General features: G+C 46.8%; 14 protein-coding genes. 10 read left to right on the top strand and 4 right to left on the bottom strand.

Features of this window, described 5'->3' with window-relative positions; all coding sequences use genetic code 11:
* Position 1: 1 nt before the first annotated feature.
* From MUK70_RS09360 to MUK70_RS09335, 6 genes are read left to right on the top strand one after another with little or no spacing between them, the layout of a single operon-like run.
* On the top strand, positions 2-2,629 hold the full coding sequence (locus MUK70_RS09360; RefSeq protein WP_234656425.1) for a TonB-dependent receptor plug domain-containing protein: 2,628 nt from the start codon (positions 2-4) through the stop codon (positions 2,627-2,629).
* Between the two features lie 48 nt (positions 2,630-2,677).
* Positions 2,678-3,235, top strand: coding sequence for a GNAT family N-acetyltransferase (locus tag MUK70_RS09355; RefSeq protein ID WP_234656426.1), 558 nt, complete (start codon positions 2,678-2,680; stop codon positions 3,233-3,235).
* Complete coding sequence (locus MUK70_RS09350) at positions 3,232-6,075, top strand: HEAT repeat domain-containing protein (RefSeq protein ID WP_234656427.1); 2,844 nt, start codon at positions 3,232-3,234, stop codon at positions 6,073-6,075. Before MUK70_RS09355 ends, MUK70_RS09350 begins: the two co-directional genes overlap by 4 nt.
* A complete protein-coding gene (locus MUK70_RS09345) occupies positions 6,050-9,760 on the top strand; it encodes a sensor histidine kinase (RefSeq protein WP_234656428.1) in 3,711 nt (1,236 codons plus the stop codon). Before MUK70_RS09350 ends, MUK70_RS09345 begins: the two co-directional genes overlap by 26 nt.
* Before the next feature lie 36 nt (positions 9,761-9,796).
* Complete coding sequence (locus MUK70_RS09340) at positions 9,797-10,627, top strand: sensor histidine kinase (RefSeq protein ID WP_234656429.1); 831 nt, start codon at positions 9,797-9,799, stop codon at positions 10,625-10,627.
* Positions 10,628-10,686: 59 nt separating this feature from the next.
* Positions 10,687-11,868 carry a PP2C family protein-serine/threonine phosphatase gene (locus tag MUK70_RS09335; RefSeq protein ID WP_234606662.1) on the top strand — a complete coding sequence of 394 codons (1,182 nt, stop codon included), beginning with the start codon at positions 10,687-10,689 and terminating at the stop codon, positions 11,866-11,868.
* Between the two features lie 168 nt (positions 11,869-12,036).
* Here the strand turns inward: MUK70_RS09335 and MUK70_RS09330 are convergent, their stop codons facing one another.
* Positions 12,037-13,851: a glycosyltransferase family protein gene (locus tag MUK70_RS09330; RefSeq protein ID WP_234656430.1), complete on the bottom strand. Its 1,815-nt coding sequence runs from the start codon at positions 13,849-13,851 to the stop codon at positions 12,037-12,039.
* Between the two features lie 203 nt (positions 13,852-14,054).
* Here MUK70_RS09330 and MUK70_RS09325 point away from each other — a divergent pair, with 203 nt between their 5' ends.
* The 3 genes from MUK70_RS09325 to pgi all read left to right on the top strand — a co-directional run bounded on the left by MUK70_RS09325 (position 14,055) and on the right by pgi (position 17,922).
* Positions 14,055-15,260 (top strand): DUF5009 domain-containing protein, encoded by a 1,206-nt coding sequence (locus MUK70_RS09325; protein ID WP_234656431.1) that lies wholly within the window; start codon positions 14,055-14,057, stop codon positions 15,258-15,260.
* A gap of 66 nt (positions 15,261-15,326) precedes the next feature.
* Complete coding sequence (locus tag MUK70_RS09320) at positions 15,327-16,166, top strand: sugar phosphate isomerase/epimerase family protein (RefSeq protein WP_234656432.1); 840 nt, start codon at positions 15,327-15,329, stop codon at positions 16,164-16,166.
* A 106-nt stretch (positions 16,167-16,272) separates the two neighbouring features.
* The gene (gene pgi, locus MUK70_RS09315; protein ID WP_234656433.1) at positions 16,273-17,922 is read left to right on the top strand and encodes a glucose-6-phosphate isomerase; all 1,650 of its coding nucleotides are present in this window, start codon (positions 16,273-16,275) and stop codon (positions 17,920-17,922) included.
* Here pgi and MUK70_RS09310 read toward each other — a convergent pair.
* A complete protein-coding gene (locus MUK70_RS09310) occupies positions 17,901-18,287 on the bottom strand; it encodes a VanZ family protein (protein WP_234656434.1) in 387 nt (128 codons plus the stop codon). The two genes, pgi and MUK70_RS09310, sit on opposite strands and share 22 nt — an antisense overlap.
* Before the next feature lie 157 nt (positions 18,288-18,444).
* Between MUK70_RS09310 and MUK70_RS09305 the strand changes: the two genes are divergently transcribed.
* Positions 18,445-20,898, top strand: coding sequence for a carboxylesterase family protein (locus MUK70_RS09305; protein ID WP_244784776.1), 2,454 nt, complete (start codon positions 18,445-18,447; stop codon positions 20,896-20,898).
* Positions 20,899-20,975: 77 nt separating this feature from the next.
* Here the strand turns inward: MUK70_RS09305 and MUK70_RS09300 are convergent, their stop codons facing one another.
* Positions 20,976-21,800, bottom strand: a complete 825-nt coding sequence (locus MUK70_RS09300; RefSeq protein ID WP_244784774.1) for a glucose 1-dehydrogenase — start codon at positions 21,798-21,800, stop codon at positions 20,976-20,978.
* A complete protein-coding gene (locus MUK70_RS09295; RefSeq protein ID WP_082216392.1) occupies positions 21,797-22,012 on the bottom strand; it encodes a hypothetical protein in 216 nt (71 codons plus the stop codon). Before MUK70_RS09295 ends, MUK70_RS09300 begins: the two co-directional genes overlap by 4 nt.
* Between the last annotated feature and the right edge of the window lie 44 nt (positions 22,013-22,056).

Below are 22,056 nucleotides of genomic sequence, written 5' to 3'. Positions count from 1 at the left end.
TATGAAAGGATTTTTACATATCTTAATGCTGATATCCCTCGCTTTCGCGGGCACGAAAGCATTTGCCCAGGAAGACTGTGACGCATCCGTCATCATACCCGAGGCCGACAGGAAATACCGAACAGGGAACTTTGACGAGGTTTTTCAAATACTAAACCCATGCCTCAAAACGAAGTTCTCGCCAAATGCGCAAGTGCAGGCTTATAAGATCATTGCCTTAACGTACCTGGCACTCGACTCCCTGCCGCAAGCTGCAACAGCTGTCAGAAATCTATTAGTGGCCAACCAAAATTACGAGCCCGAATTTTCCGCATTGCCACAATTCAAAGACCTGGTCGCACAGCAACGTGATCTCATGGACCGTATTATCCAAATCACTTCTGTTTCCAAGAAAGCAGAAAATCTCTTACAGGTCCCTGCGACGGTAACGGTTTTGACCCAAACAGACATTGTAAAAAGAGGTTACAAAGATTTGACCCAAATGCTGAATGACATTCCCGGCTTTGACGTCATTCGAGGCAACGGCCCTTCTTATGTAACATTTTACCAGCGCGGTTACCGCTCTACTTCCAATGATCGCACCATCCTGCTCGTAGATGGCGTAGAGGAAAATGACCTGAATTCGGACAACATTCCCGTTTCCAGGCAATATGCACTGTCTGATATCGAGCGTGTGGAAGTGATCTATGGGCCAGCATCCACAATGTATGGAGCCAATGCATTTATGGGAGTTATTAACCTCATTACCAAGCGTTTCCTGGATCAGGAAATGCCCGAAGGAAAGAAAATGGTTGTTTCCACGAATGGCCAGGTGCGTTATGGATCATTGAATACGAAACTCGTGGATGGCGTGGTTACGGTTCGGACAAAAGACGTTGCGGTCTCGGTGACATCGCGTTATTTTTCCTCTAACGAACTGGATTACAGCAAATATCCGGAATGGAATTACGACCCGAGAACGGCAAATAATTATCCGATTCAGCAAAATATCAATGGAGCCGCCGCTCAGACTTACATTACCAATAACAAGCTCACAACGCTTTTTCCAAACAGTAATTTATATCAAATCGGCTATGATGCGAATGGAGCTGCAAATGCGCTGAGCCTTACCGATGCCGGAAAGGCCAGGGCGGCGGAACTGGATAATGCGAATTTATTCCAGGCTAATGTGAATGGAAGCCGGGTTGGCTTCAATGATGATTCCAAAAACTTTTATATACGCGCCAAAGTTGAGTTCAAGGATTTCATGATATCGCTCATGAGCTGGAAAACGGACGAAGGCGCAACGCCGTGGTACACCAACCGCTCGCGGATCGTGACGCCGGAAGTTTCCCGCTGGGTGGCCAATAACAAAGCTTTTTCGCTGACTTACAATAAGTTTATCTCCGAAAAAGTGCAGATCCTGAACCTGACTTCCTATCGCCTGCACGAGCTGAACGGAGCAACCAATCTGCCCACTTATCGCGGTTATTTCAATGGCAGTTACAGCATTATTGACCTGCTAAACGAACGCAAGCCAACTTACTCGATCCCGTACTGGTATCGCGTTTCCAACCAGCTTCGTAACGAGTTCCGGGTGTTGCTCACACCATTGCCCAAGCTCGATATTAACAGCGGCATTGAAATCCGGAACAGCATTATTCAGGCCAATTATATTACAGCCCAAACCGAAAACGCCGACGAAACCGGCCGCCCGGATTCCACGCTGGCGGGGGGCGATAATTTCCGCGTTTTTGACATCGGCATATTTACACAAGCCACTTATAACTGGACCGAAAGTCTCAAAACAGTGTTGGGTTCCAGGCTTGATCACAACCAGATCCGCTCCAATGGTGGTTACGGTTTTGTATTCAATCCGAGAGTAAGCCTTATTTATTCAAAAGGGAAGTTTGTATTGAAAGGCATTTACACCGAGGCATTTAAGGATGCTTCCTATCTTCAAAAATATGCAACAAACCGCGAACGGCAGCTTAATAATCCAACCTTGCAGCCCGAGCGCGTGAAGAATGTGGAAGGCAGCGTTTCGGTGCGGTTTAGCAAAGCTATGTCGTTCAATGTGGCGGGTTACATCGCCAATTACAGCAATGCAGTCGGCCTGGCTGCTGCTACAACGCCCGCCGGTGTGGCCACGCAACAGTTCCAGGCACTGGGGAAGCAGCGGATTATTGGCCTTCAATCGGAGGCGCGGTACGATGTGAAAAATCTGAATGTCTGGGGAAATCTTACTTACAGCAAACCGCGCGATCTCAGCAAGGTAGAAGGCCAGAAAATTCCGGTCAGCGACATTGCGCCTTGGTCTGCTAATCTGGGGGCTGTTTACGAGCCCGTCAAAAATCTGAGCATTAGCGTCACCAATAACTATGTGAGTGCCCGCAAATCCGGGACCGGAACCTCTGGCAGCAGCAATCCAATCACGCGGTTTGAACCAATCTACTTGTTGAATTCAACATTGACTTATCATAATGTTCTGAATATGTTGAGTTTACAGGTTCAGGTGTCCAATGTGTTTAACCACGAATATTTTGTGCCGGGCATCCGCGCAGCTGAGGGCATTACGTCAGCGTCGCGTTACCCGCAGGAAGGCCGCGTGTTCTCGATCGGGCTTCTTTTTGATACAAACCGAAAATAAAATGTACGCATCGAAATGGAATCAGTGCTTATAAAACCCCCTCGCTCCATGGAAACAAGGTTTGAAATCAGAAATTCGGAGTTCCTGCTTATGAAGCTGGATTATCCCGAACGGCTGGACGAAATGGGGGCGCTCCGTGTGCTGGCATGGAAAGATGAACAGGGAATAAGCCAGGATTTTTTCTCGCATAATGCCTGGCTGGACGATGAAGATTTACTCGCGCACCATTGGGTGATTTTACATAACAAGGAAATCGTGGCTGCTGCGCGCATGAGTTTTCACAATGATTACCAGTCCATTCCGCATGCGGATCTTTTTGACGGCTCCATCCTGGAAAGTTATGGAACTGGCCCTTATGCATCATTGAACAGACTGGTCGTCGCGCCGGGATTTCGCGGGAATGGATTCTCCGCATTGCTGGATGAAGCGCGGATCCAATATGCCGCCACGCACGGTGTCAGGCTGATCATTGCGCAGCCCGTCGCTTCCCGCATCAAACCATTGGAAGATCTTGGCTTTTTATATCTGGGCAAAATCAGGCCGCTGTATCAAATGCCCGAACGGCAGATCTATTTTATGATTAAGGAGTTAGCCAATAATTTGTGAAAAACATCAAGGACATATCGCGGATGCTGAACATCAGAAAGGACGAGGAAGGCCTCGTGAGCCTGCTGATGGCCTACTCATTTTTTATGGGCGGCGCAACTGCATTGTTCTACACCGTGGTGGCCTCTTCATTTCTGGTTAGTTTCGACCGGTTAATGTTACCGCAGGTTTACGTGGTCGGCGGCGTTTTCGTATATCTGCTCGGATTAGGCCTGACGCGCATCCAAAAGCGCATTGCATTCGACCGGCTGGGCGAAAATGCGTTGCTTTTCCTGATCGTCTCCATAGCAGTGTTCCTGGTAATTTATCATTCGACGGGCAGCAAGTGGGTGTTTTTTTTCCTCTTTATCTGGAACCGGATTTTCGTGCTGGTCAATGGCGTCACGTTCTGGGCAGTCGTCGTAAAGCTTTTCAATTTCCAGCAATCCAAAAGATTGTCTTCGCTGATCAACACCGGTGACGTTTTTTCGTCCGTGATCATGTACCTGGCCGTTCCTGCACTGGTGAAGATTTTGCCAATCGATTCACTATTGATTATCGCGGTCGGTTTCTTGATCGTCTGCGCGGTTTTGTTAAAAAAAATTCACAAACGTTACGTAACTGCCGACCACGCGCGGATCGAAATTAAAGCCAAACCAACTGACGCTGCGGTAACGGACGCGGTTGATCCAAAATATTACCGCAACATTTTCCTGCTCGCATTACTGCCCGTTTTTGCATTGTTTTACGTGGAATACATTTTCTTCACCGAGTCGCGCAATGTGTTTCCGAACAAAGAATCGCTGGCCAGTTTCCTTGGATTTTTCTTCGGGATCAGTGCCATTCTGGAATTCTTCATCAAAACATTTCTCTATAATAAACTGATCAACAAATACGGCTTACGGCTCGGCATTCTGATTTTGCCGTTAAGCCTCGTTTTTAGTTTCGCCGTTTCGGTCATTTATGGCCTGGGTTACGACACCGCTGCCATCTTTTTTGCTTGCATTGCGCTCTCGCGCTTTTTTATGAGTGCTGTCAGAAAGGCCATTGCGGAGCCGGCTTACCAGGTTTTGTATCAGCCAATTCAAGCGCGTCTAAGGCTGAATGTTCAGGGGCGGATCGAAGGTCGGGCCAAGGCGATGGGAGGATTGGCAGCGGGCGTTTTGCTTTTTGTGCTTGTTAATATTTCGCGGATGGAAGCATTGCAGCTGGCTATTTTGTTTCTGATCGTAGCCGTTTGCTGGACATTTGCGGCATTTGTAGGCGAGAACTCTTACAAAAAGATGGTGCGTGATAAAGTTTTTCGTTTTCCGGAAAAATCTTTGAAAAGGGTTTCTTACATGCCCGAGCAGGACGTTTCACACAAGCCTTTTGACCAACTCAGAAACCAGGTTTTTTCGCCAAACGAAGCTGACCGCATTGAAGCGGCGCTCGGCCTCGGGAGCACAAACCGTTTCCTGTCGTACAAGTATCTGATTCCGCTCTTGCAAGATCCCAATAAACGGGTGCGCGAGGCGGCGATTTACACTGCCGGTGAATTAAAAAGGGCAGAGTTATGGCCGTTTTTGATGGAACAGATGGAAACGGACCGCTATTTTTCAGTGGCCTTTGATGCGTTGGTAAAGTCGGGCCCTGCGCTGTTGAAATACATTGAAAAATCATTTTTGAGCAATACGGATAACCGTTATCGCCAGCTTCATTTGCTGAAAATTGTGGAACAGATCGGTGGGCCGGAAGCGATCCGCTTCCTGCGCAGAAACCTGGAAAATCCAAACCGTTTTGTAAAGGATAAAGTGATGGAAGCCTTGCGGAACCTGCGTTATACCTGCAACAGCACCGAGCAAACTTTCATGCTGAACGAGCTGGACGAGCACTTGAAAACATTCGCCTGGTTACTCTCGGCGGAGCATGACCTTTCGGAAGCATATAAGCCTGGAAGTCAGCTGATGCTGAACATTGACAGAGAAAAACTGCGGATTATGCGAAAGGCTTTTATTGTGCTGGAAGCCGTATATGGTTCCCGATTTCATGCCGTAACATTGCTGAAAAGCGATCAATCGACTGATGCGAGGGATTATCTCACTGAGATTTGCGACCTGTTATTGCCCGAGAACATTAAAAACAAAGTCCTTCCTTACCTGGACAGTGATTCGCTGGAGGAAATGCGGCGGCGTTATGCAGATATTTATCCACTGGCCATGCTTTCGGTTGATGAACGTCTGATTGATATCATTAACAGGGATTACACGCGGATTTCACGGTGGACAAAGGCCGTGGCAATTCAGGAATTGAGGCATTTCAGTGCGGATGTTGTCACGCCGGTTCTGGTTGCCAACGCGGTTTCCAATTCCAAAGTAATTTCGCAGACTGCGTTTTATGTCCTCAGGATCGTGAATCCTGCGCGTTTTCGCAGCTTACTGGACGTGATGACGCGGAATCGTGACACCTTTCACCTTGAAATCATGAAGCCGCTCGACTGGCTCGCAACCGAGGACGATCTGCTCATTTCCAAGCTCCGGCGCTTGCGCGAAACGCACGCGTTAGGCGGTTTGCTGAGTGGAGAATTGCAAAAGATCCTGCTGACCTCAGCGTACTTTCAGGAAGAGGCAGGCGAGGTGGTGGATCTGCGTAAGCACCTTAGCGACGGCGACGTCTCCATTTTGGTAACATATGGAAAATTGTATTTTTCAAAAATCGGTGCATTGGAAGCGGGCAGCATTCGCGATGTGGGCGAGCTGACTGCTATGGGTGTTGCCATGATCCCCAACGCGCTGGAAGACACGGAATTCTATATCATTGAAAATTTCCTTTTAAAAGATCTTAATATCAGGCAACATGTGGCGGAAAGCGTTGAAGATTAATCCTTTATTGATCATTCTGATCTTGTTGCCCGGTTTGAAACAACTTCGGGCGCAGCAGATTAATTCGGCGAGACCGGAGGTGGGAAGGCCGCTGTCAGGATTTTATCAATCGGCTGAATATCATGCACATGGCCAGAATTTCGCCATTACGCAGGACAAGTCAGGTGTCATGTATTTCGCCAATTTTGCGGGTGTGCTGGAATATGACGGCGTTTCCTGGAAAACCATCCAGACCACCAATGTCACCCGCGTTTCGGCGCTCGCTACGGACGCAAAAAACCGTGTGCTGGTGGGAGCCAACGGAGAGTTTGGTTATCTGGGTACGGATGCGTTTGGTGCGCACCGGTTTGTGGATCTTTCTTCAAAACTTAAAGCCAAATTCGGGCAGATCATTCAGATCATCCCGACGAAATCAGGCGCGTGGTTTGTGACGGACGGGGTTAATTTCCTTTGGAACGGCTCAACGGTGAAGCCGTTCCAGCACAATCTCAGAATCCAGGCGGCTTTTCCATTAAAAGGGGAGGTGCTGGTTTATGCCAAAAACAAGGGGATCATGTTGGTTGACGGCAACCAGTTCTCCAAAATAGCTCAAAATGCCAATGTGCCCGCCTTACTGGACCTGATTTCTGTGGTGCAGCTGACCGATGGCTCTGCGCTTTTGGTGACGACCAGTCAGGGGATTTTTAGATTGAGAAATAACCGTATCGAAGTCATGGATGGCAATGCCAATCCTGTCCTGATGCGCAATCAGGCTACTTACGCGGCAAAATTACAAGACGGGACCATTGCTGTCAGCATGGCGACAGGTGGCATGCTGGTTATGAATGCGCAGGGAAATGTGCAATATCCGGTTTATGCCGGTGCGGATCTGGAAGAAAGCCAGGTGGCGGCCATGTTTACCGACCGGGAACAAAATCTTTGGTTGGCGCTGAATGATGGAATTGCGCGTTTTGATTTGCCTTCGCCGATTTCGGTATTTGGAAATGAGGATGGTTTGAGAGGTTCGGTTACCGCAGTCAGGCGTTTCGAGGGCCGGATCGTGATCGGCACTTTGTATGGATTGTATTATATTGAAAATAATAAAATTGTTCATGTCAATGGCTTTTCAGGAAGTTGCCTGGGCTTTGATGAGGCAAATGGCTCATTATACATTGCTTCCAACAAGGGGCTTTTTCGATGGTCGAAAAACGCCGGGATTACCAGAATAACTTCCAGTTTTTCACTCAGCATTACGGTTTCAAAGTCTGGAAACTTGTTTGTCGGCATGCAGGACGGGCTTGCCAGGCTGGTGCGTGCCGGAAACGGCTGGCAGCCCGGGCGGGTAGCATCGGTGAATGAACAAATTGTCGGCGTGACTGAATTTCCGGCCGGGACATTCTGGCTGGAAACGCTTTCCAATGGCATTATCAAGCTGGATGAGGAATCCGGCACTGTAAAGCGCTTTTCAGCTGCGCAAGGCATTTCGAGCCCATTGTATAACAAGCTGGCCTTGTATCAAAACAGATTGATGGTTTCCAACAAAGATGGCCTTTTCGAGTATCAACCTCAGTCCGACCGTTTCGCACGGGCAAACTGGCTGCACGCCGAAAAAACCTGGTTTGACCGCATTCAGGGTGATCATCAGGGCAATATTTGGACAACGCGCGGGGATAAAAAATCTGCTTCCTTATTCAAAAAGAAGCCTTCCGGTAAGTTTGAACTTGTGGAAACTCCATTGCTGCCTATTGCTGATGTCCCTTTTCAGGTGATTTTTCCGGATGAGCAAGGCAATGCCTGGCTTGGTGGAGACAGGGGCCTTTACCGGCTCGATATGCAGGTCCGTGACCAATACGTTTATGAATACCCGGTGTTGCTCCGGAGCGTTGCGACGCAGGATAGCTTGCTGGAATTTGCCCAGAATGGCGAGATCAGAAAAACGCTCGGCCATCGCCAGAACAACTTGATCTTCGAATTTGCATTGCCCAGTTATCACAGCAATCAGGAGGTGGATTATCAATATATTCTTGAAAATTATGACAAGGAATGGTCGGACTGGGGAGCATTAACCAGGAAAGAGTACAGCGGTCTGCCTTCCGGAACATACACATTCAAAGTGCGGGCAAAGGACGTTTACAACCATGTTTCGAAAGAGACTTCGCTCACATTCAAGATCCGCGTGCCGTGGTTCCGGCAGTGGTATATGATCGCGCTTTACCTGATTTTATTTGGGTTAATGATCTATTATACGGTGCGGTGGAGGTTAAGGAGCATTTTAAGGGAAAAGGAAGAATTGGAAACGCGGATCAGGGAGCGTACGGAGGAAGTTGTGAATCAGAAAGAAGAACTGGAATTGCAATCTGAGGAGTTGTCGGCAACCAATGATCAATTGGAACGGATCGATGAGTTTGTGAAATCAATTAATGGCGAAGTGAACACCGGACGGCTTTTTCAGCTGGTTCTGAACAAACTCTGCGAGTTCCAGAATGTAAACGGCGCATCCGCATTGGTATATAACAAAGCGGCTGATAATTACCAGTTTATCGCGCTCGCAGGCGCCGTGGAGAATGCGAAAGTGGATGATATCAGACTAACGTCGAGGCAGGCCGAGCAGCGTTATGTGGAAGATGGGGAAGAAATTCTGGAAGACATTTTCCTGAAAAATGATTTCCGGAGCCAGAATGCAGATGACACGATTGATGAACTTTTTTCTCCTAAGTCGCTGATTACGATTCTGATCCGGGTGGACGGCTACGTGAAAAGCTACATTACATTGGAAAATACAGATCGAGAGAATGCCTTTTCGGAGCGTGACTTCAATGTGGTCAAAAACCTGAAAGAGCATTTGATAGGTGCTTACATTAAAACCAACATTCTCGAGAATCTTGAAAATACACTGTCCAACCTCAAATCGACGCAGGAGGAACTGATCCGGCAGGAACGTTTGGCGTCGGTAGGAAGCCTTACCAAAGGAATTGTCGATCGGATTTTGAACCCGCTAAACTACATTAACAACTTTTCGCAATCGTCGGGAAAGTTGTTGAAGGAAATTACGGAAGTCACAGATAAACACCAGGACGGCCTTTCGGAAGATGAGAAAGATGATCTCGACAGCGGTTTTGAAATGCTTCAAAAGAACCTGGAAAAGATATACGAACACGGCAACAGCACGACACGCATTGTAAAAGATATGCAGAAACTGCTGAAAGGAAAATCAACAGACTTCATGGTGACGGAACTCAATCCATTCCTGGAAGCGAAGGCCAGATCGGCCATTCAGGAAGTGCTGAATGAGTACAAAGATGCCGCTGTAAAGCTGGAACTTGAACTGTATTCGAATCCGGTGAAGGTGAGCCTGCTTCCGTATGAGTTTGCACAGGTGCTTGTGAATGTGATCAGCAATGCTTGTTATGCGCTGCTGGAAAAGGCCAGGGTTGACAAAGCATTTGAACCGCTTATTTTGATCTCTTCCAAGCCGGTTGCAGGGGGAATCCTGGTGACTGTCCGGGATAATGGCAAAGGCATTCCGGCCAAGGAACAGGAACAGCTTTTCAATCCGTTTTTCACGACCAAACCTACCTCCAAAGGGACAGGACTTGGCTTATATATGAGTAAGGATATCATTGAATATCACAAGGGGCGCATGTCGGTAAATTCATTGGAAGGAGTATTTACCGAAATAGAAATTTTCCTGCCGGTTATCGCTTAACACGCTAAATGCTGCAAAATTTAAATAACCATGACTATGGGAGCCGGAACAACGGAACACGACATTGAACTTTATCAGCAAAAAATCATCGAGCTCAACAGGCTTGCGGAGATAGGGCAACTGAGCGCGGGAATTTTACATGAAATTAAAAATCCGGTGAGTTTTGTAAATAACTTTTCCCGCCTTTCGCAAGGATTGGTAGGCGAAATCCTGGACATTTGCCGAAAGCCATTGTCTGACATGAACGACACGGACCTGGCTGACGAAAAGGATTTGTTGGAAACACTTTCCCAAAACCTCCTTAAGATCAACGAAAACGGCAAACGCATTGAGCGGATCATCCAGGGGATGCTCGCACAGGCCCGTTCTGACGCCGCCGTCCTCGAACCCACAGATCTGAACCAGCTCCTCGAAGAATACAGCAAGCTTGCTTACCAGGGCGTTCGTGCGGACGACAGCACATTTAATGTCACGCTCAAATACAATCTGGATCCGCAGGTTGGGAATGTGAAACTGGCCAAAGGTGAATTCGGGCGGGTAATTGTAAACCTCGTAAACAATGCTTGCTACGCAGTGAATGAAAAGGTAAAAAGGCAGCCCGATGCATACGAACCCATCATTGAAATAACAACGAATCGGCTGGACGGGGAAGTTGAAATCAGGATTTGTGATAATGGAATCGGCATTCCGGAAGACATTGTTGCCAAGCTTTTTCAGCCGTTTTTTACGACAAAGCCGCAGGGAAAAGGAACGGGATTAGGACTGTCTCTCACCTATACAAGTGTGACGGACACGCATAAGGGGAGCATTGAAGTAACGTCTGTTTTGGGCGAAAAAACGGAATTCAGCATTGTAATTCCTGCGTGAAAAGCGTGGGTGTTTAAGAAAAAAAGTATAGGATATCAATTTCAAAAAATTATAAGATAATGGCTATCAGAATATTAAGTGTAGATGACGAACAGGATATGGAGATGCTTATTCTTCAATTGTTCCGCAAGCAGATCCGCGACAAAAAATACGAGTTTGTGTTTGCCAATAACGGGATCGAGGCGTTGGAGCGACTGGAAGAGTCTGATGATATTGCACTTATTTTATCGGACATTAACATGCCGGGCATGGACGGACTGACGTTTCTTTCGAAGGTAAATGAGAGGCAGAATCCGCTGCTGAAATCCATCATGGTGTCTGCATATGGCGATATGGATAATATTCGAACGGCGATGAACCGCGGTGCATTTGACTTTGTAACCAAGCCTGTCAATTTCGAAGATCTTGAAATCACCATTTCCAAAACGGTGGAGCACATTGAAATGCTTACCAGCCTGGAAAAGGGCCGTGAGCAGCTGATTGCAATTCAGAACGATCTGAGTGTGGCGAAAGAAATCCAGATGTCGATGTTACCGAAAACGGTTCCCGCCAACATCGGCAAAGCAGGTGTGGATTTACATGCATTTATCCATCCTGCAAAAGTCGTTGGTGGTGACTTGTATGATTATTTCATGATGGATTCCGAGCATTTGTTCTTTATGATCGGCGACGTTTCCGACAAGGGCGTGCCAGCCGCATTGTTCATGGCGATCAGCAAGGCCATCTTCAAAAGCCAGTTTTCCAACCGTAACGGCGATTCAATTACAGAAAAAGTAAAGATTGTCAATGAGTTTCTGAGTGAAGATAATTCCTCATACATGTTCGTTACGGCCTTTGTTTGTATTTTAAATGTGAAAACCGGTGTCGTAGAATACGTAGATGCAGGTCACGAACCTCCCGTCATTATTCGCGCCAACGGCGAAACTGAATTGGTCAAAAAGGAGGGAGGCATGGCGCTTTGCTTCGACCCGACCTTTGAGTTTGAATCACACACGCTCACATTAAACCCAGGCGACAAGTTTGTTCTCTATACCGACGGAGTAACTGACGCCAACAACCTCGCGGGAGCGCGCTATGGCCTGCATTACCTGCAAGATTTCTTCACCACCGGCGAAGGCTCTACCAAAGAAACCGCCAAAGAAATGAACGAAGCGACGTTGGAAAGTCTGATAGATTTCATCGGGCCAGCCACGCAGTTTGATGACATTACGATGTTGTCGCTGCGGTATCTGCCGGGGTGATACATGAATAAACAGTAAATCCCGGAGGGATGAAACAGCACACATGCTGTTTCATCCCTCCGGGATTTTACAAGGTAACCGGAAACCCATATTCTACCAATATTATATCCCGCTGGGATTTCGTCGGTTATGCGATTTTCTTGAACGCCAAAACATGGTTTCGATATTTTAATATAACCCGGCAACAGGCTGGTATCTGAACAGGGCCAGCTTGTAGTTTTCGTGGTAACGCTGTTGCAATTCAGACCAGCATAGGGTGTCCAGGACGGACTTGGGTAAGGTAGCACGAGGGATATATTGCTGATTTTCAAATTCTTCAACGAATTGCATAAAAATTTCGGTGAGCTGAATGACAGCTTCCTCAGTCGATTGCTGCCGGCGTTTTACGATTTTTACCTCATTGTTTCCTGCCATATCAGCGGCTTCACCCGCGAAACGGCCGAAACCGGAAACATCGCTGGTTACAACCGGTGTGCCGTGGAGCACTGTTTCCATGGCAGCGTTGCCCCAGGGCTCATACAGGGATGGAAAAATGCCTAAATGGCAGCCTCTCGCGAATTCGAGATAGTCCATTGAGAACAACGAAGTTGCTCTTTCAATGAAATCGGGGTGATAAATGATTTTGACACGATTTTCCTCCCTGTTATTCAATCCCGCATCTTCACAAAATTCAGTAATGCTGTCTTTTTCGATCAAATGGTGGGTTGTCACGGGTGGCAGGCCATTTCTTTTGAAGTTCGCGAGCGCTTGTCTCCACAGCATTTGCAGTTCATCGTCAATGAGTTGGTTGAGGTCGGGCAGTTTGTGGCCGGCCGAGCCGGTTACATTGGCGTAAATTCTGGGTCCAAGTTTCGTGCTGATCTTTCTACAAATTCTTTGTAACTCCTGGAACCGCTGCCGCGCTTCCAGGACGTCGGGCTTGATGTTATGAAAAGGCTTTTTGGTAATGATAAACAAAACAACATTGATATCAGACTGCCGGCTAGCAAGCGCTTCATTGAGTCGGGCGATTGCCTGCAGGGTGACATCAAAGCCCTTGTTAAAATATTCATATCTGCCGGAAGTGAAGAAGTACAGCGTTTTGTCACTTCTGAGCTGATAGCTGGGAGAGAAAAGCGCTTTTATGAGTGCGTCGATCTTTTCCCTGTTTTGCAAATGCTTTTCAAAAACTTCGTGGCCCACGCCTGGCTTCCGGTGGATGCCGTTATGCACTATACTGTCGGGGCGGCGACCTAAAAATGCTTCACATTCCGAGGCAGTCCATGCGCTGTTGGTGACCAGCACATGTGCGTGTCTGGCGACGTTTCTTTCTATTTTTGCCTCCGTTTCTATGCCATATTCTTCGGCTTTCTGAGCCCAGTTGAATGTCGGGATTCCGGAAAAATAACCGGCTTCGTTCGAGGCGAGGTAACGTCCGAGCAGTGTGGCATGGGTTGTGAAAACAGTCGCGAGCCGAACCTGCTGGCGGGACAGATCGGGGAGGCTGGCGGCGGACATCCACTCGTGATAATGTGCGATAACATCCTGGTTAATATGAAGTTCCTCAATTAACTTGGTCAAAAAAAGGCGCGTAACTTCTCCAAAACCAAGCACTTGATCCAATAACTCACTGCTTTTGAGCGCGGATATTTCGTGATGCTCCCATAATGTCGTTTTAGCCGCGTTTAGCTTTTCAATATTAATGTTGGGATTTATCAGGATCACTCTCGGACGGGCCTCTTCGAGGAGCCAGTAACCGTAATGTATTTCAAATCCCAGGTCTCTGATGTGCTGAATGGCCTTCGAAAGCGGTGTGTAATCCAGCTCGCGGATCGGGCGGAAATCGAGCTTGGCTTTTTCGGGAATGTAGGGCCCGATGAGATAGTAATTCTCGCCGTAAGTGTCCGTCATGGTCGGCACTTTGGACTTGATGAACGTGAATATCCCGCCGATCTGGTTACAGACTTCCCAGGCAATTTCGAATAGAAGGGTATCCGGCTTCAAAATGTTCAGAGGGTAACGTAGGATATTTCAATTAAAATTAATTACTTAAACAAGGCGCAAGTCATTGAAATAGGCTAAGCAGAAAAATCGGACTGTAAAACAGCTAAAAGTGATGTTGAGTTAGTTCTACAAAGGAAACACATTCCTTCTAATGCCATATTTCCTGTATATTACGTTCCTTAATCCTACTCCTAAACCTTTTGATGAAAACTTTATCGCCCGCCTCACTGCGCCTCGATTCTATTGACATTTTTCGGGCACTGACCATGCTGCTGATGATTTTTGTAAACGATTTCTGGACGCTCACCGGCGTTCCGGAATGGATGGAACACAGCAAAGGCCCCGACGACGCTATGGGTCTTTCGGATGTAGTGTTCCCCGTGTTTCTATTCATTGTAGGCTTATCCATTCCCTTCGCCATCGCGAACAGAAAAGCGAAAGGTGACAGCAACAGAACCATCCTTTTTCACATTGGCGAGCGCACATTTGCGCTTTTACTGATGGGGATTTTTATTGTTAATTACGAAAATATCGTGAGCTCCGGCATGTGGGTGAACAAGTATGTGTGGGAGATTTTGATGGTGGTGGCATTCTTCCTGATCTGGAATGTGTATCCCAATGATCCTGGTAAAAAAACGCTTTATACGGGTCTGAAAATACTTGGTTATCTCCTTCTGGTTGGTTTGGCAGCCATCTACAAAGGCGGCGACGCAGCGAACCCTTCGTGGATGGGCACACACTGGTACGGCATTCTCGGGCTGATCGGTTGGGCTTATCTGATTTGTGCGCTCATTTATTTTTTGGCCGGAGATCGTTTGGCATGGAATGTTGCCGGCTGGCTCTTTCTCGTGTTTTTTAATCTGGCGGACTTCGCAGGGGCGCTTTCTTTTCTGGACCCTATTAAAGATTATGTATGGATCGTAGGAAGCGGTGCAATGCCTGCGTTCGCGATGGCAGGCGTTGTGGCATCGGTCATTTACCGGCTTTACAGCAAGAGAAACGGCATCACTACGACTTATTTGCTGATCCTGGTAATCCTGGGCGTTGTGTGCCTGGCCTATGGATTTGGGACGCGGCCTTTTTGGGGGATTTCCAAAATCAGGGCAACGCCGGCTTGGATAGGCCTATGCAGCGGCATTGCGTTTATCGTTTTTGCGATATTGTTCTGGATGGTGGATTTGAAAAAAGTCAAGAATTGGGCAAACGTTATCAGGCCTGCCGGAACGGCGACGCTGACCTGTTATCTTGTTCCATACATCTGGTATGCCTTGCTGACGCTCATTCATTTCAGTCTACCCGAATTTCTCAGGACCGGCACGATCGGGCTGATCAAGTCGTTTGGTTTTGCTGTGCTGGTCATCATGGCAACCGGTCTGCTCAACCGGATCGGGATCAGACTCAAGATTTAAATAAATGGGTGGTAAATCTGCGAAGCATTGTCTTTTCTATTGTACGCGGATTTAAATAATATAAAAATGAATACAAGACGAGATTTTGTAAAAAAGGGAATCACCGGATTGGTGACTGGCGGTTTGGTGTCCCAGTCCGCTTTTGCCGGGGATTTTATGTTTGAGAAAAAGGCAGACACATTTAAATTGGCGATGGCCGGATTCAGCTTTGTAAACTTCAAGCTGGATGAGTCACTGGAAATGATGAAAAGGACGGATGTGCATTATTTGTGTATCAAAGACTTTCATTTGCCCTACAAAAGCACAGCCGAGGAAATCGCGGCTTTTCATGAAAAATTGAAACAAGCTGGCGTAACCGGATATGCGGTTGGGCCGATCTATACGAAAACACCCCAGGACATTGATAATGCATTCGATTATGCTAAAAGGGTGGGCGTGAAGCTGATCGTGGGCATTCCGAATCATGAAGATCTTAAATATGTGAGTGATAAGGTGAAGGAAACAGGCATTCGTTATGCAATCCACAATCACGGGCCCGAAGACAAGCTTTACCCCAATGCTACGTCCATTCATAATCTGATCAAAAACCTGGATCCCGACTTGGGCATCTGTTTTGATATGGGCCATAACCGTCGTGACAACCAGGATTCGGTTGCCGACCTGGGCAAATACTCAAAAAGGATCTTTGATATACACTTAAAAAACGTTAGCGCAGCCACCAAAGATGGCAAAACGTGTGAGCTGGGACGCGGAATTATTGATATTCCTGCCTTTGTGAAAATGCTTAGGAAAGTAAAGTACGACGGTTGCTGCAGTCTTGAATATGAGAAAGATATGAAGGATCCGTTAGCCGGGATTGCCGAGTCAGTGGGGTATTTCAGAGGGGTTTGTGATGCGGTCAGTTAAGTAAAAGTCGGTTCAAGTGGTGTAAAATCATATTTTTGCACTGAAAAGAATGTTATGACCGCAACTGCGGCCCGAAAAATGATTTATAAACATAACGCCATAAGTAATGCTTAAAACCGTGCCCTTTGATCAACTGGCAGCTTATAAAAAGCTGAAAACGCATCACAAAACCATTTCTCAGAAACATTTAAAAGCGCTTTTTGAGGAAGATGCGGATCGTCACAAGAAATTCTCTATCCGGTTTGGCGATATTTTTCTCGACTATTCTAAAAACCGTATTACAACGCGCACGCGGTCCTATCTCGTTCAGCTTGCCGAAGAGGCGGGGCTGGCGGATGCGATTGAGCAAATGTTTACTGGAGAAAAAATCAATGCGACAGAAGGCCGCTCTGTGCTGCACGTTGCCTTACGCAACCGTTCCAACGAGCCTGTTTTGTCGGACGGGAAGGATGTTATGCCGGACGTGAATGCTGTTCTCGGGAAAATGAAGGAGTTTTCGGGGAAGGTTAGGTCCGGAACCTGGAAAGGTTATTCAGGAAAAGAGATTACGGACATTGTGAACATTGGGATTGGTGGAAGCGACCTGGGCCCGGTAATGGTTACCGAAGCATTGAAAGCTTACGGGAAGCCAGGCCTGAATGTGCACTTCGTATCTAATGTTGACGGGACACATATCGCTGAAACGACCAAGTTGCTGAACCCGGAAACGACATTGTTTATGATCGCCTCCAAAACGTTCACCACCCAGGAAACGATGACCAACGCGCACAGTGCCCGTTCCTGGTTTTTGGAAAAGGCGAGCGATAAAGAGCATGTGAAAAAGCACTTTGTTGCCATTTCTACAAATCAGGCCGAAGTTGAAAAATTCGGGATTGATCCGGAAAATATGTTCGGTTTTTGGGATTGGGTTGGCGGTCGTTATTCGCTATGGTCGGCAATCGGGCTTTCTATCGCTTGTTTTGTGGGTTTCCAGAACTTTGAACAGCTGCTTGCCGGCGCGCATGAAATGGACAAGCATTTCAGGACAACCAAATTTGAAAGGAATATTCCGGTCATTCTTGCGTTGCTCGGCGTTTGGTACAACGATTTCTTTGATGCGCAAACACAGGCAATTTTGCCTTATGACCAGTATTTGCACCGTTTCGCGGCTTACTTCCAGCAGGGAGATATGGAGAGCAACGGCAAGAGCACCGGCAGAGACGGAAAACCTGTTGGTTACCAAACCGGTCCGGTGATCTGGGGCGAGCCCGGAACCAATGGTCAGCACGCATTTTATCAATTGATTCACCAGGGAACAAAGCTGATTCCCTGCGATTTTATTGCGCCGGCAACAAGCCATAATCCGCTGGGCGAGCATCATAAAATGCTTTTGTCCAACTTTTTTGCACAGACAGAAGCATTAATGAATGGCAAGACCGAAGAGGAAGTGAAAGCTGAATTAGTGGCTGCGAAGAAGTCAAAAGAGGAGATAGAATTTCTAACACCGTTCAAAGTGTTTTCAGGCAATCGCCCGACGAACTCTATTTTGGTGAAGAAAATCACACCAAAGACCTTGGGAAGCCTCATTGCCATGTATGAGCACAAGATTTTCGTACAGGGCATTATCTGGAACATTTTCAGCTTCGATCAGTGGGGTGTAGAGCTAGGCAAGCAGCTTGCGAACAAAATATACCCTGAACTTCAAAATGACTGGCCTGTTTCAAACCACGATAGTTCGACCAACGGCCTGATCAATCAATACAAACGGTGGCGGTAACGGTCAGTGACCAGTAATTTGAACGCAAATCCGATTAACACACCAGCAGCATCTGCAACGGCATCCCACCAGTCAAACGTGCGGTCGAAGGGCAGGAGCTGCTGGTAAAATTCCAAACCTAATCCGTAAGCCATTCCAAGCAGCACGAACAGTGCTGCTTTTTTTGGATATACCAGCGTCCATAAAGTGATCCAAACGATAAAGAGTCCTGCATGAACGACCTTATCAAAACCGGCGATCGGTGCGGAAGGAATATCTTTTCCCGGCCATGTGCAGGCTAGCAAGATCAGGAAGGTCCAGAACCAGGCAACCCACGGGTTTCGGGACAATGTTTCAACGATATTTTGGAAGAACTTAGCGATCATTTGAGGGCGATTAAGTCTGCAATTTAGTTTTTTTCGCTTCTTGTTCGTGCCAGAAAGCAGAACTCGTTCAAAACAGAATAATTACTAATTTAAAAATGACTCCCCATATTAGTAATATTTTTTAATAATTTAGTGAGTCACAAAATCCCTTGCCTTAATGAGAAGAATTTACTCATCGCTCACGCTATTGCTCATCTTTTCCCTTTCCGGTTTCGCTCAGAAAATTGTCCATTTGGATGAAGGTCTTGCAGCGGGGCCTTGTCATCAATATGGCCGGGAAGCATTGTACACCGATCAGCTCGCTTATCAGCTTTATAACGGAACCCTTGCGAAACCGCAGGAAGGTGGCTTGCTGTTTAAAAACGCCAAAGGCGAAAATATCAATTGGAGGAAAGTTCAAGCCGACACATCGCATAGATTACGCGGGGATTCTTTTTCTAACGGTTATGTGTATTTGACGTATCAATCTGATAAAGAGCAAACTGCGATCCTGACTGTGACAGGCAATGATATGCTTCTCTTTAACGGCGCGCCTCGCGGCGGCGATATGTACCGCTATGGCTGGATGAATTTACCGGTTCGGTTGAAGAAAGGGACGAATGAAATATATGCACGCGTAGCGCGCTTTGGAAGATTTGGTGGCATTGCTGCTAACCTGACATTTCCCGAAAAGCCGGTTTTTATCGATACCAAGGATGTAACGCTGCCAGATGTGGTTCCGGGCCTGAAAAACGATTCGCTGTGGATCGGCCTTGTTGTAGCAAATACATCATCGAAGGTGTTAACTGGTTTGCGGATCACGTCAGTTGTTTCAGGTAAAGAGGTTACCACAAATTTGCCCTCCATTCCTGCATTAAGTTTGCGTAAGGTTGGAATAATGTTGGATGCTTCCCGCGTTCAGGCCGGTAAACAAGACGTTGCGATCACTTTAACACAATCTGGCAAAGTGATTGATTCTAAGAGTATTAGCATTCAATCTATTGAGGAAGGGAAGCAGTATAGCAGGACATTTGTAAGTGAACTGGATGGCAGCATTCAATACTATGCGGTTTCTCCACAATTAAAGTCAGGTTCGACAGAGAAGCCCGCATTGTTTTTCTCCGTTCATGGCGCGGAAGTTCAGGCCATCAGCCAGGCAAGAGCCTATAAGCCGAAAGATTGGGGTGTGTTGGTAGCGCCGACAAACAGGCGCCCGCGTGGCTTTAACTGGGAAGATTGGGGAAGGTTGGATGCGCTGGAAGTTTTAGACATTGCGAAGAAACAATATAACCTGGATCCGGCAAAGATTTTCCTGACCGGTCACTCCATGGGCGGTCACGGAACCTGGTTTTTGGGTGCCACTTATCCTGAAAAATGGGCTGCTATTGCGCCTTCTGCTGGCTATCCAACACTATCGACTTACGGCTCACATGATGGCGTCATCCCGGACAGCGCAAGTTCGCCTATGGAAGCGGTTTTGCTCCGCGCGAGTAATCCAAGCAATGTTTTGGCCCTGACTTCCAATTACAAAAGTTTGGGTGTGTACGTAGCGCATGGGGATGCGGACAAGACCGTGCCCGTCACATATGCGAGACAAATGCGCGACATTCTGGGCAAGTTTCACAGGGATTTCAGCTATTATGAGCACATTGGCGGCGAACATTGGTATGGTGATATCAGCGTGGACTGGCCGCCGATTTTCAACTTTTTCAGCTGGCACTCCATTCCTGCTGATACAACAGTAAATGCAATTGACTTCACAACAGCCAATCCGGGCATTTCCTCAAAAATGCGTTGGGCGTCTGTTCATCAACAACTTACTGCGCTTAAATACAGCAGAATTCAATTGAGTGCAGATAAAACAGCAAAGAAGATCAGCGGGAAGACGGATAATGTTGCTTTGCTCTCGCTCGACCTGGGCTCTTTTCCGGTCGGAACGAATGTTAACATTGCTTTGGATAGTTTAGCCGCCCTGGAATATCAGGTTAAGACAGAGAATGAGACTATTTATTTGGAAAAAGAAAACAACTGGCAACTTGCAGAAGCACCAGCGAAAACGCAGAAAAATATTCTGAGAAATGGGACATTCAAAGATGCTTTCAGAAACAGGATGGTGTTTGTGTATGCAACGGGCGGAAGCAAAGACGAAGCAGGCTGGGCACTCGAAAAGGCCAAATTTGATGCTGAATCCTGGTATTATCGTGGAAACGGCGCTGTTGACATTGTGGCGGATAAAGATTTCTTGCCTCAGAATTACAAAGATCGCGGCGTTATTTTGTATGGAAATAAAGACACGAATGCCGCCTGGGATTTATTATTAAAAGATTGCCCGGTGCGTGTTGGTAAAGGCAAGATTACAGTGGGAGAGAAGCAGTTTTCGGGAGATTTAGCAACCTATTTTATATACCCGAGACCGGATAGTGACATTGCATCCGTGGGTGTGATCGCCGGAACGAGTAAGAAAGGTTTCCAGGCAGCGAATGCGAATCAGTATTTCAGTGGCGGAAGCGGTTTCCCTGATTTGATGATTTTCTCAGCTGATATGCTTAAAAACGGTATAAAGGAAGTGAAAATGGCTGGCTTTTTTGGGAACGACTGGTCGGTCGAAAAAGGGGAATTTGTAAATAATTAAGATGACATTGCGTCAATGAAAACGCGCCGGGATGTTGATCCCGGCGCGTTTTTCTTGTGATGAAGTGTAATTAGAATTTAGCCGTTGTCTGCAAACTCAGGATATAATGTCATTCCGCCATCAATGTAGAGCGTTTCTCCGTTAACGTAGTCAGAGTCATCGGAAGCAAGCCATGCGACTGCTTTTGCCACATCCTGGGGCGTTCCAATTCTTTTATAAGGAATCAATTCCAAAAGCCCTTTGTATTTGTCAGGGTCTGACCAAACCTCTTTATTAATCGAAGTTTTGATTGCACCCGGACTAACGGAATTGACACGGATTTTGTAAGGAGCGAGCTCTTGGGATATGGACTTCATGAACATCATTATGCCCCCTTTCGAAGCTGCGTAATTCACGTGGCCAGCCCAGGGGATGACGTCGTGTACAGAACTCATCAGGATAATTTTACCAATGGACAATTCGCTGTGATTTACCTCCGTAGCTGCCTTCTCCTGCGCTACGAACTGCCTTGCTGCTTCACGGCAAACCAGAAACTGACCTGTAAGATTTACATCGATCACCTTCTGCCATTGCTGTAATGTCATTTCCAAAAAAGAGGAATCTTTTTGCAAACCGGCATTGCTTACAACGATATCCAACCGCCCATATTTGCTGATGGTTTCGTTGAACAATGCTTTTACTTCTTCTTCACGACTTTCATCGGCTTTAACCAGAATCGCATTTCCGCCTTTTGAGATGATTTCGTTCAGCGTCTTCTCGCCTTCTTCCAGATTGGAACTGTAATTGACAACAACCTTAGCACCAAGTTCTGCCAGATAGATCGCGCACGCTTTTCCAATTCCTGAACTTGATCCGGTAACAATCGCAACCTGATCTTTAAATTTCAGCTCTGAACCTATCATATGATCTCTTTTTCGAATGATTTCAATTTTTTCCAAACCCGACGGTTAACGTTTTTGACCGCCCAGTTTTTTGCAATTAAAATTGCTTTCGAAACCGCCTCACGAGGAGAAATATTATTTGTTCTTAAAAGCTCCTGCGCAATGGTAACTGCCTTTTCACGGGTCGTAGGAGATAAATACATCAACTCTGGTAACGCGATTCTATTGTCCATACTGATTTTTGAATTTTAGTAGCAGTGGTTAGTTGTCTGATGAA

The organism is Dyadobacter chenwenxiniae, from assembly GCF_022869785.1.
Lineage (GTDB): Bacteria > Bacteroidota > Bacteroidia > Cytophagales > Spirosomataceae > Dyadobacter > Dyadobacter chenwenxiniae.
This window is presented reverse-complemented; position numbering and strand designations above follow the sequence as displayed.

Bases quoted from the DNA above. Each gene is read 5' to 3' on its own strand.
- MUK70_RS09335 (WP_234606662.1), top strand. From the start codon at position 10,687: ATGGCTATCAGAATATTAAGTGTAGATGACGAACAGGATATGGAGATG.
- MUK70_RS09340 (WP_234656429.1), top strand. From the start codon at position 9,797: ATGGGAGCCGGAACAACGGAACACGACATTGAACTTTATCAGCAAAAA.
- pgi (WP_234656433.1), top strand. From the start codon at position 16,273: ATGCTTAAAACCGTGCCCTTTGATCAACTGGCAGCTTATAAAAAGCTG.
- MUK70_RS09300 (WP_244784774.1), bottom strand. From the start codon at position 21,800: ATGATAGGTTCAGAGCTGAAATTTAAAGATCAGGTTGCGATTGTTACC.
- MUK70_RS09345 (WP_234656428.1), top strand. From the start codon at position 6,050: ATGTGGCGGAAAGCGTTGAAGATTAATCCTTTATTGATCATTCTGATC.
- MUK70_RS09360 (WP_234656425.1), top strand. From the start codon at position 2: ATGAAAGGATTTTTACATATCTTAATGCTGATATCCCTCGCTTTCGCG.
- MUK70_RS09295 (WP_082216392.1), bottom strand. From the start codon at position 22,012: ATGGACAATAGAATCGCGTTACCAGAGTTGATGTATTTATCTCCTACG.
- MUK70_RS09305 (WP_244784776.1), top strand. From the start codon at position 18,445: ATGAGAAGAATTTACTCATCGCTCACGCTATTGCTCATCTTTTCCCTT.
- MUK70_RS09320 (WP_234656432.1), top strand. From the start codon at position 15,327: ATGAATACAAGACGAGATTTTGTAAAAAAGGGAATCACCGGATTGGTG.
- MUK70_RS09310 (WP_234656434.1), bottom strand. From the start codon at position 18,287: ATGATCGCTAAGTTCTTCCAAAATATCGTTGAAACATTGTCCCGAAAC.
- MUK70_RS09355 (WP_234656426.1), top strand. From the start codon at position 2,678: ATGGAAACAAGGTTTGAAATCAGAAATTCGGAGTTCCTGCTTATGAAG.
- MUK70_RS09325 (WP_234656431.1), top strand. From the start codon at position 14,055: ATGAAAACTTTATCGCCCGCCTCACTGCGCCTCGATTCTATTGACATT.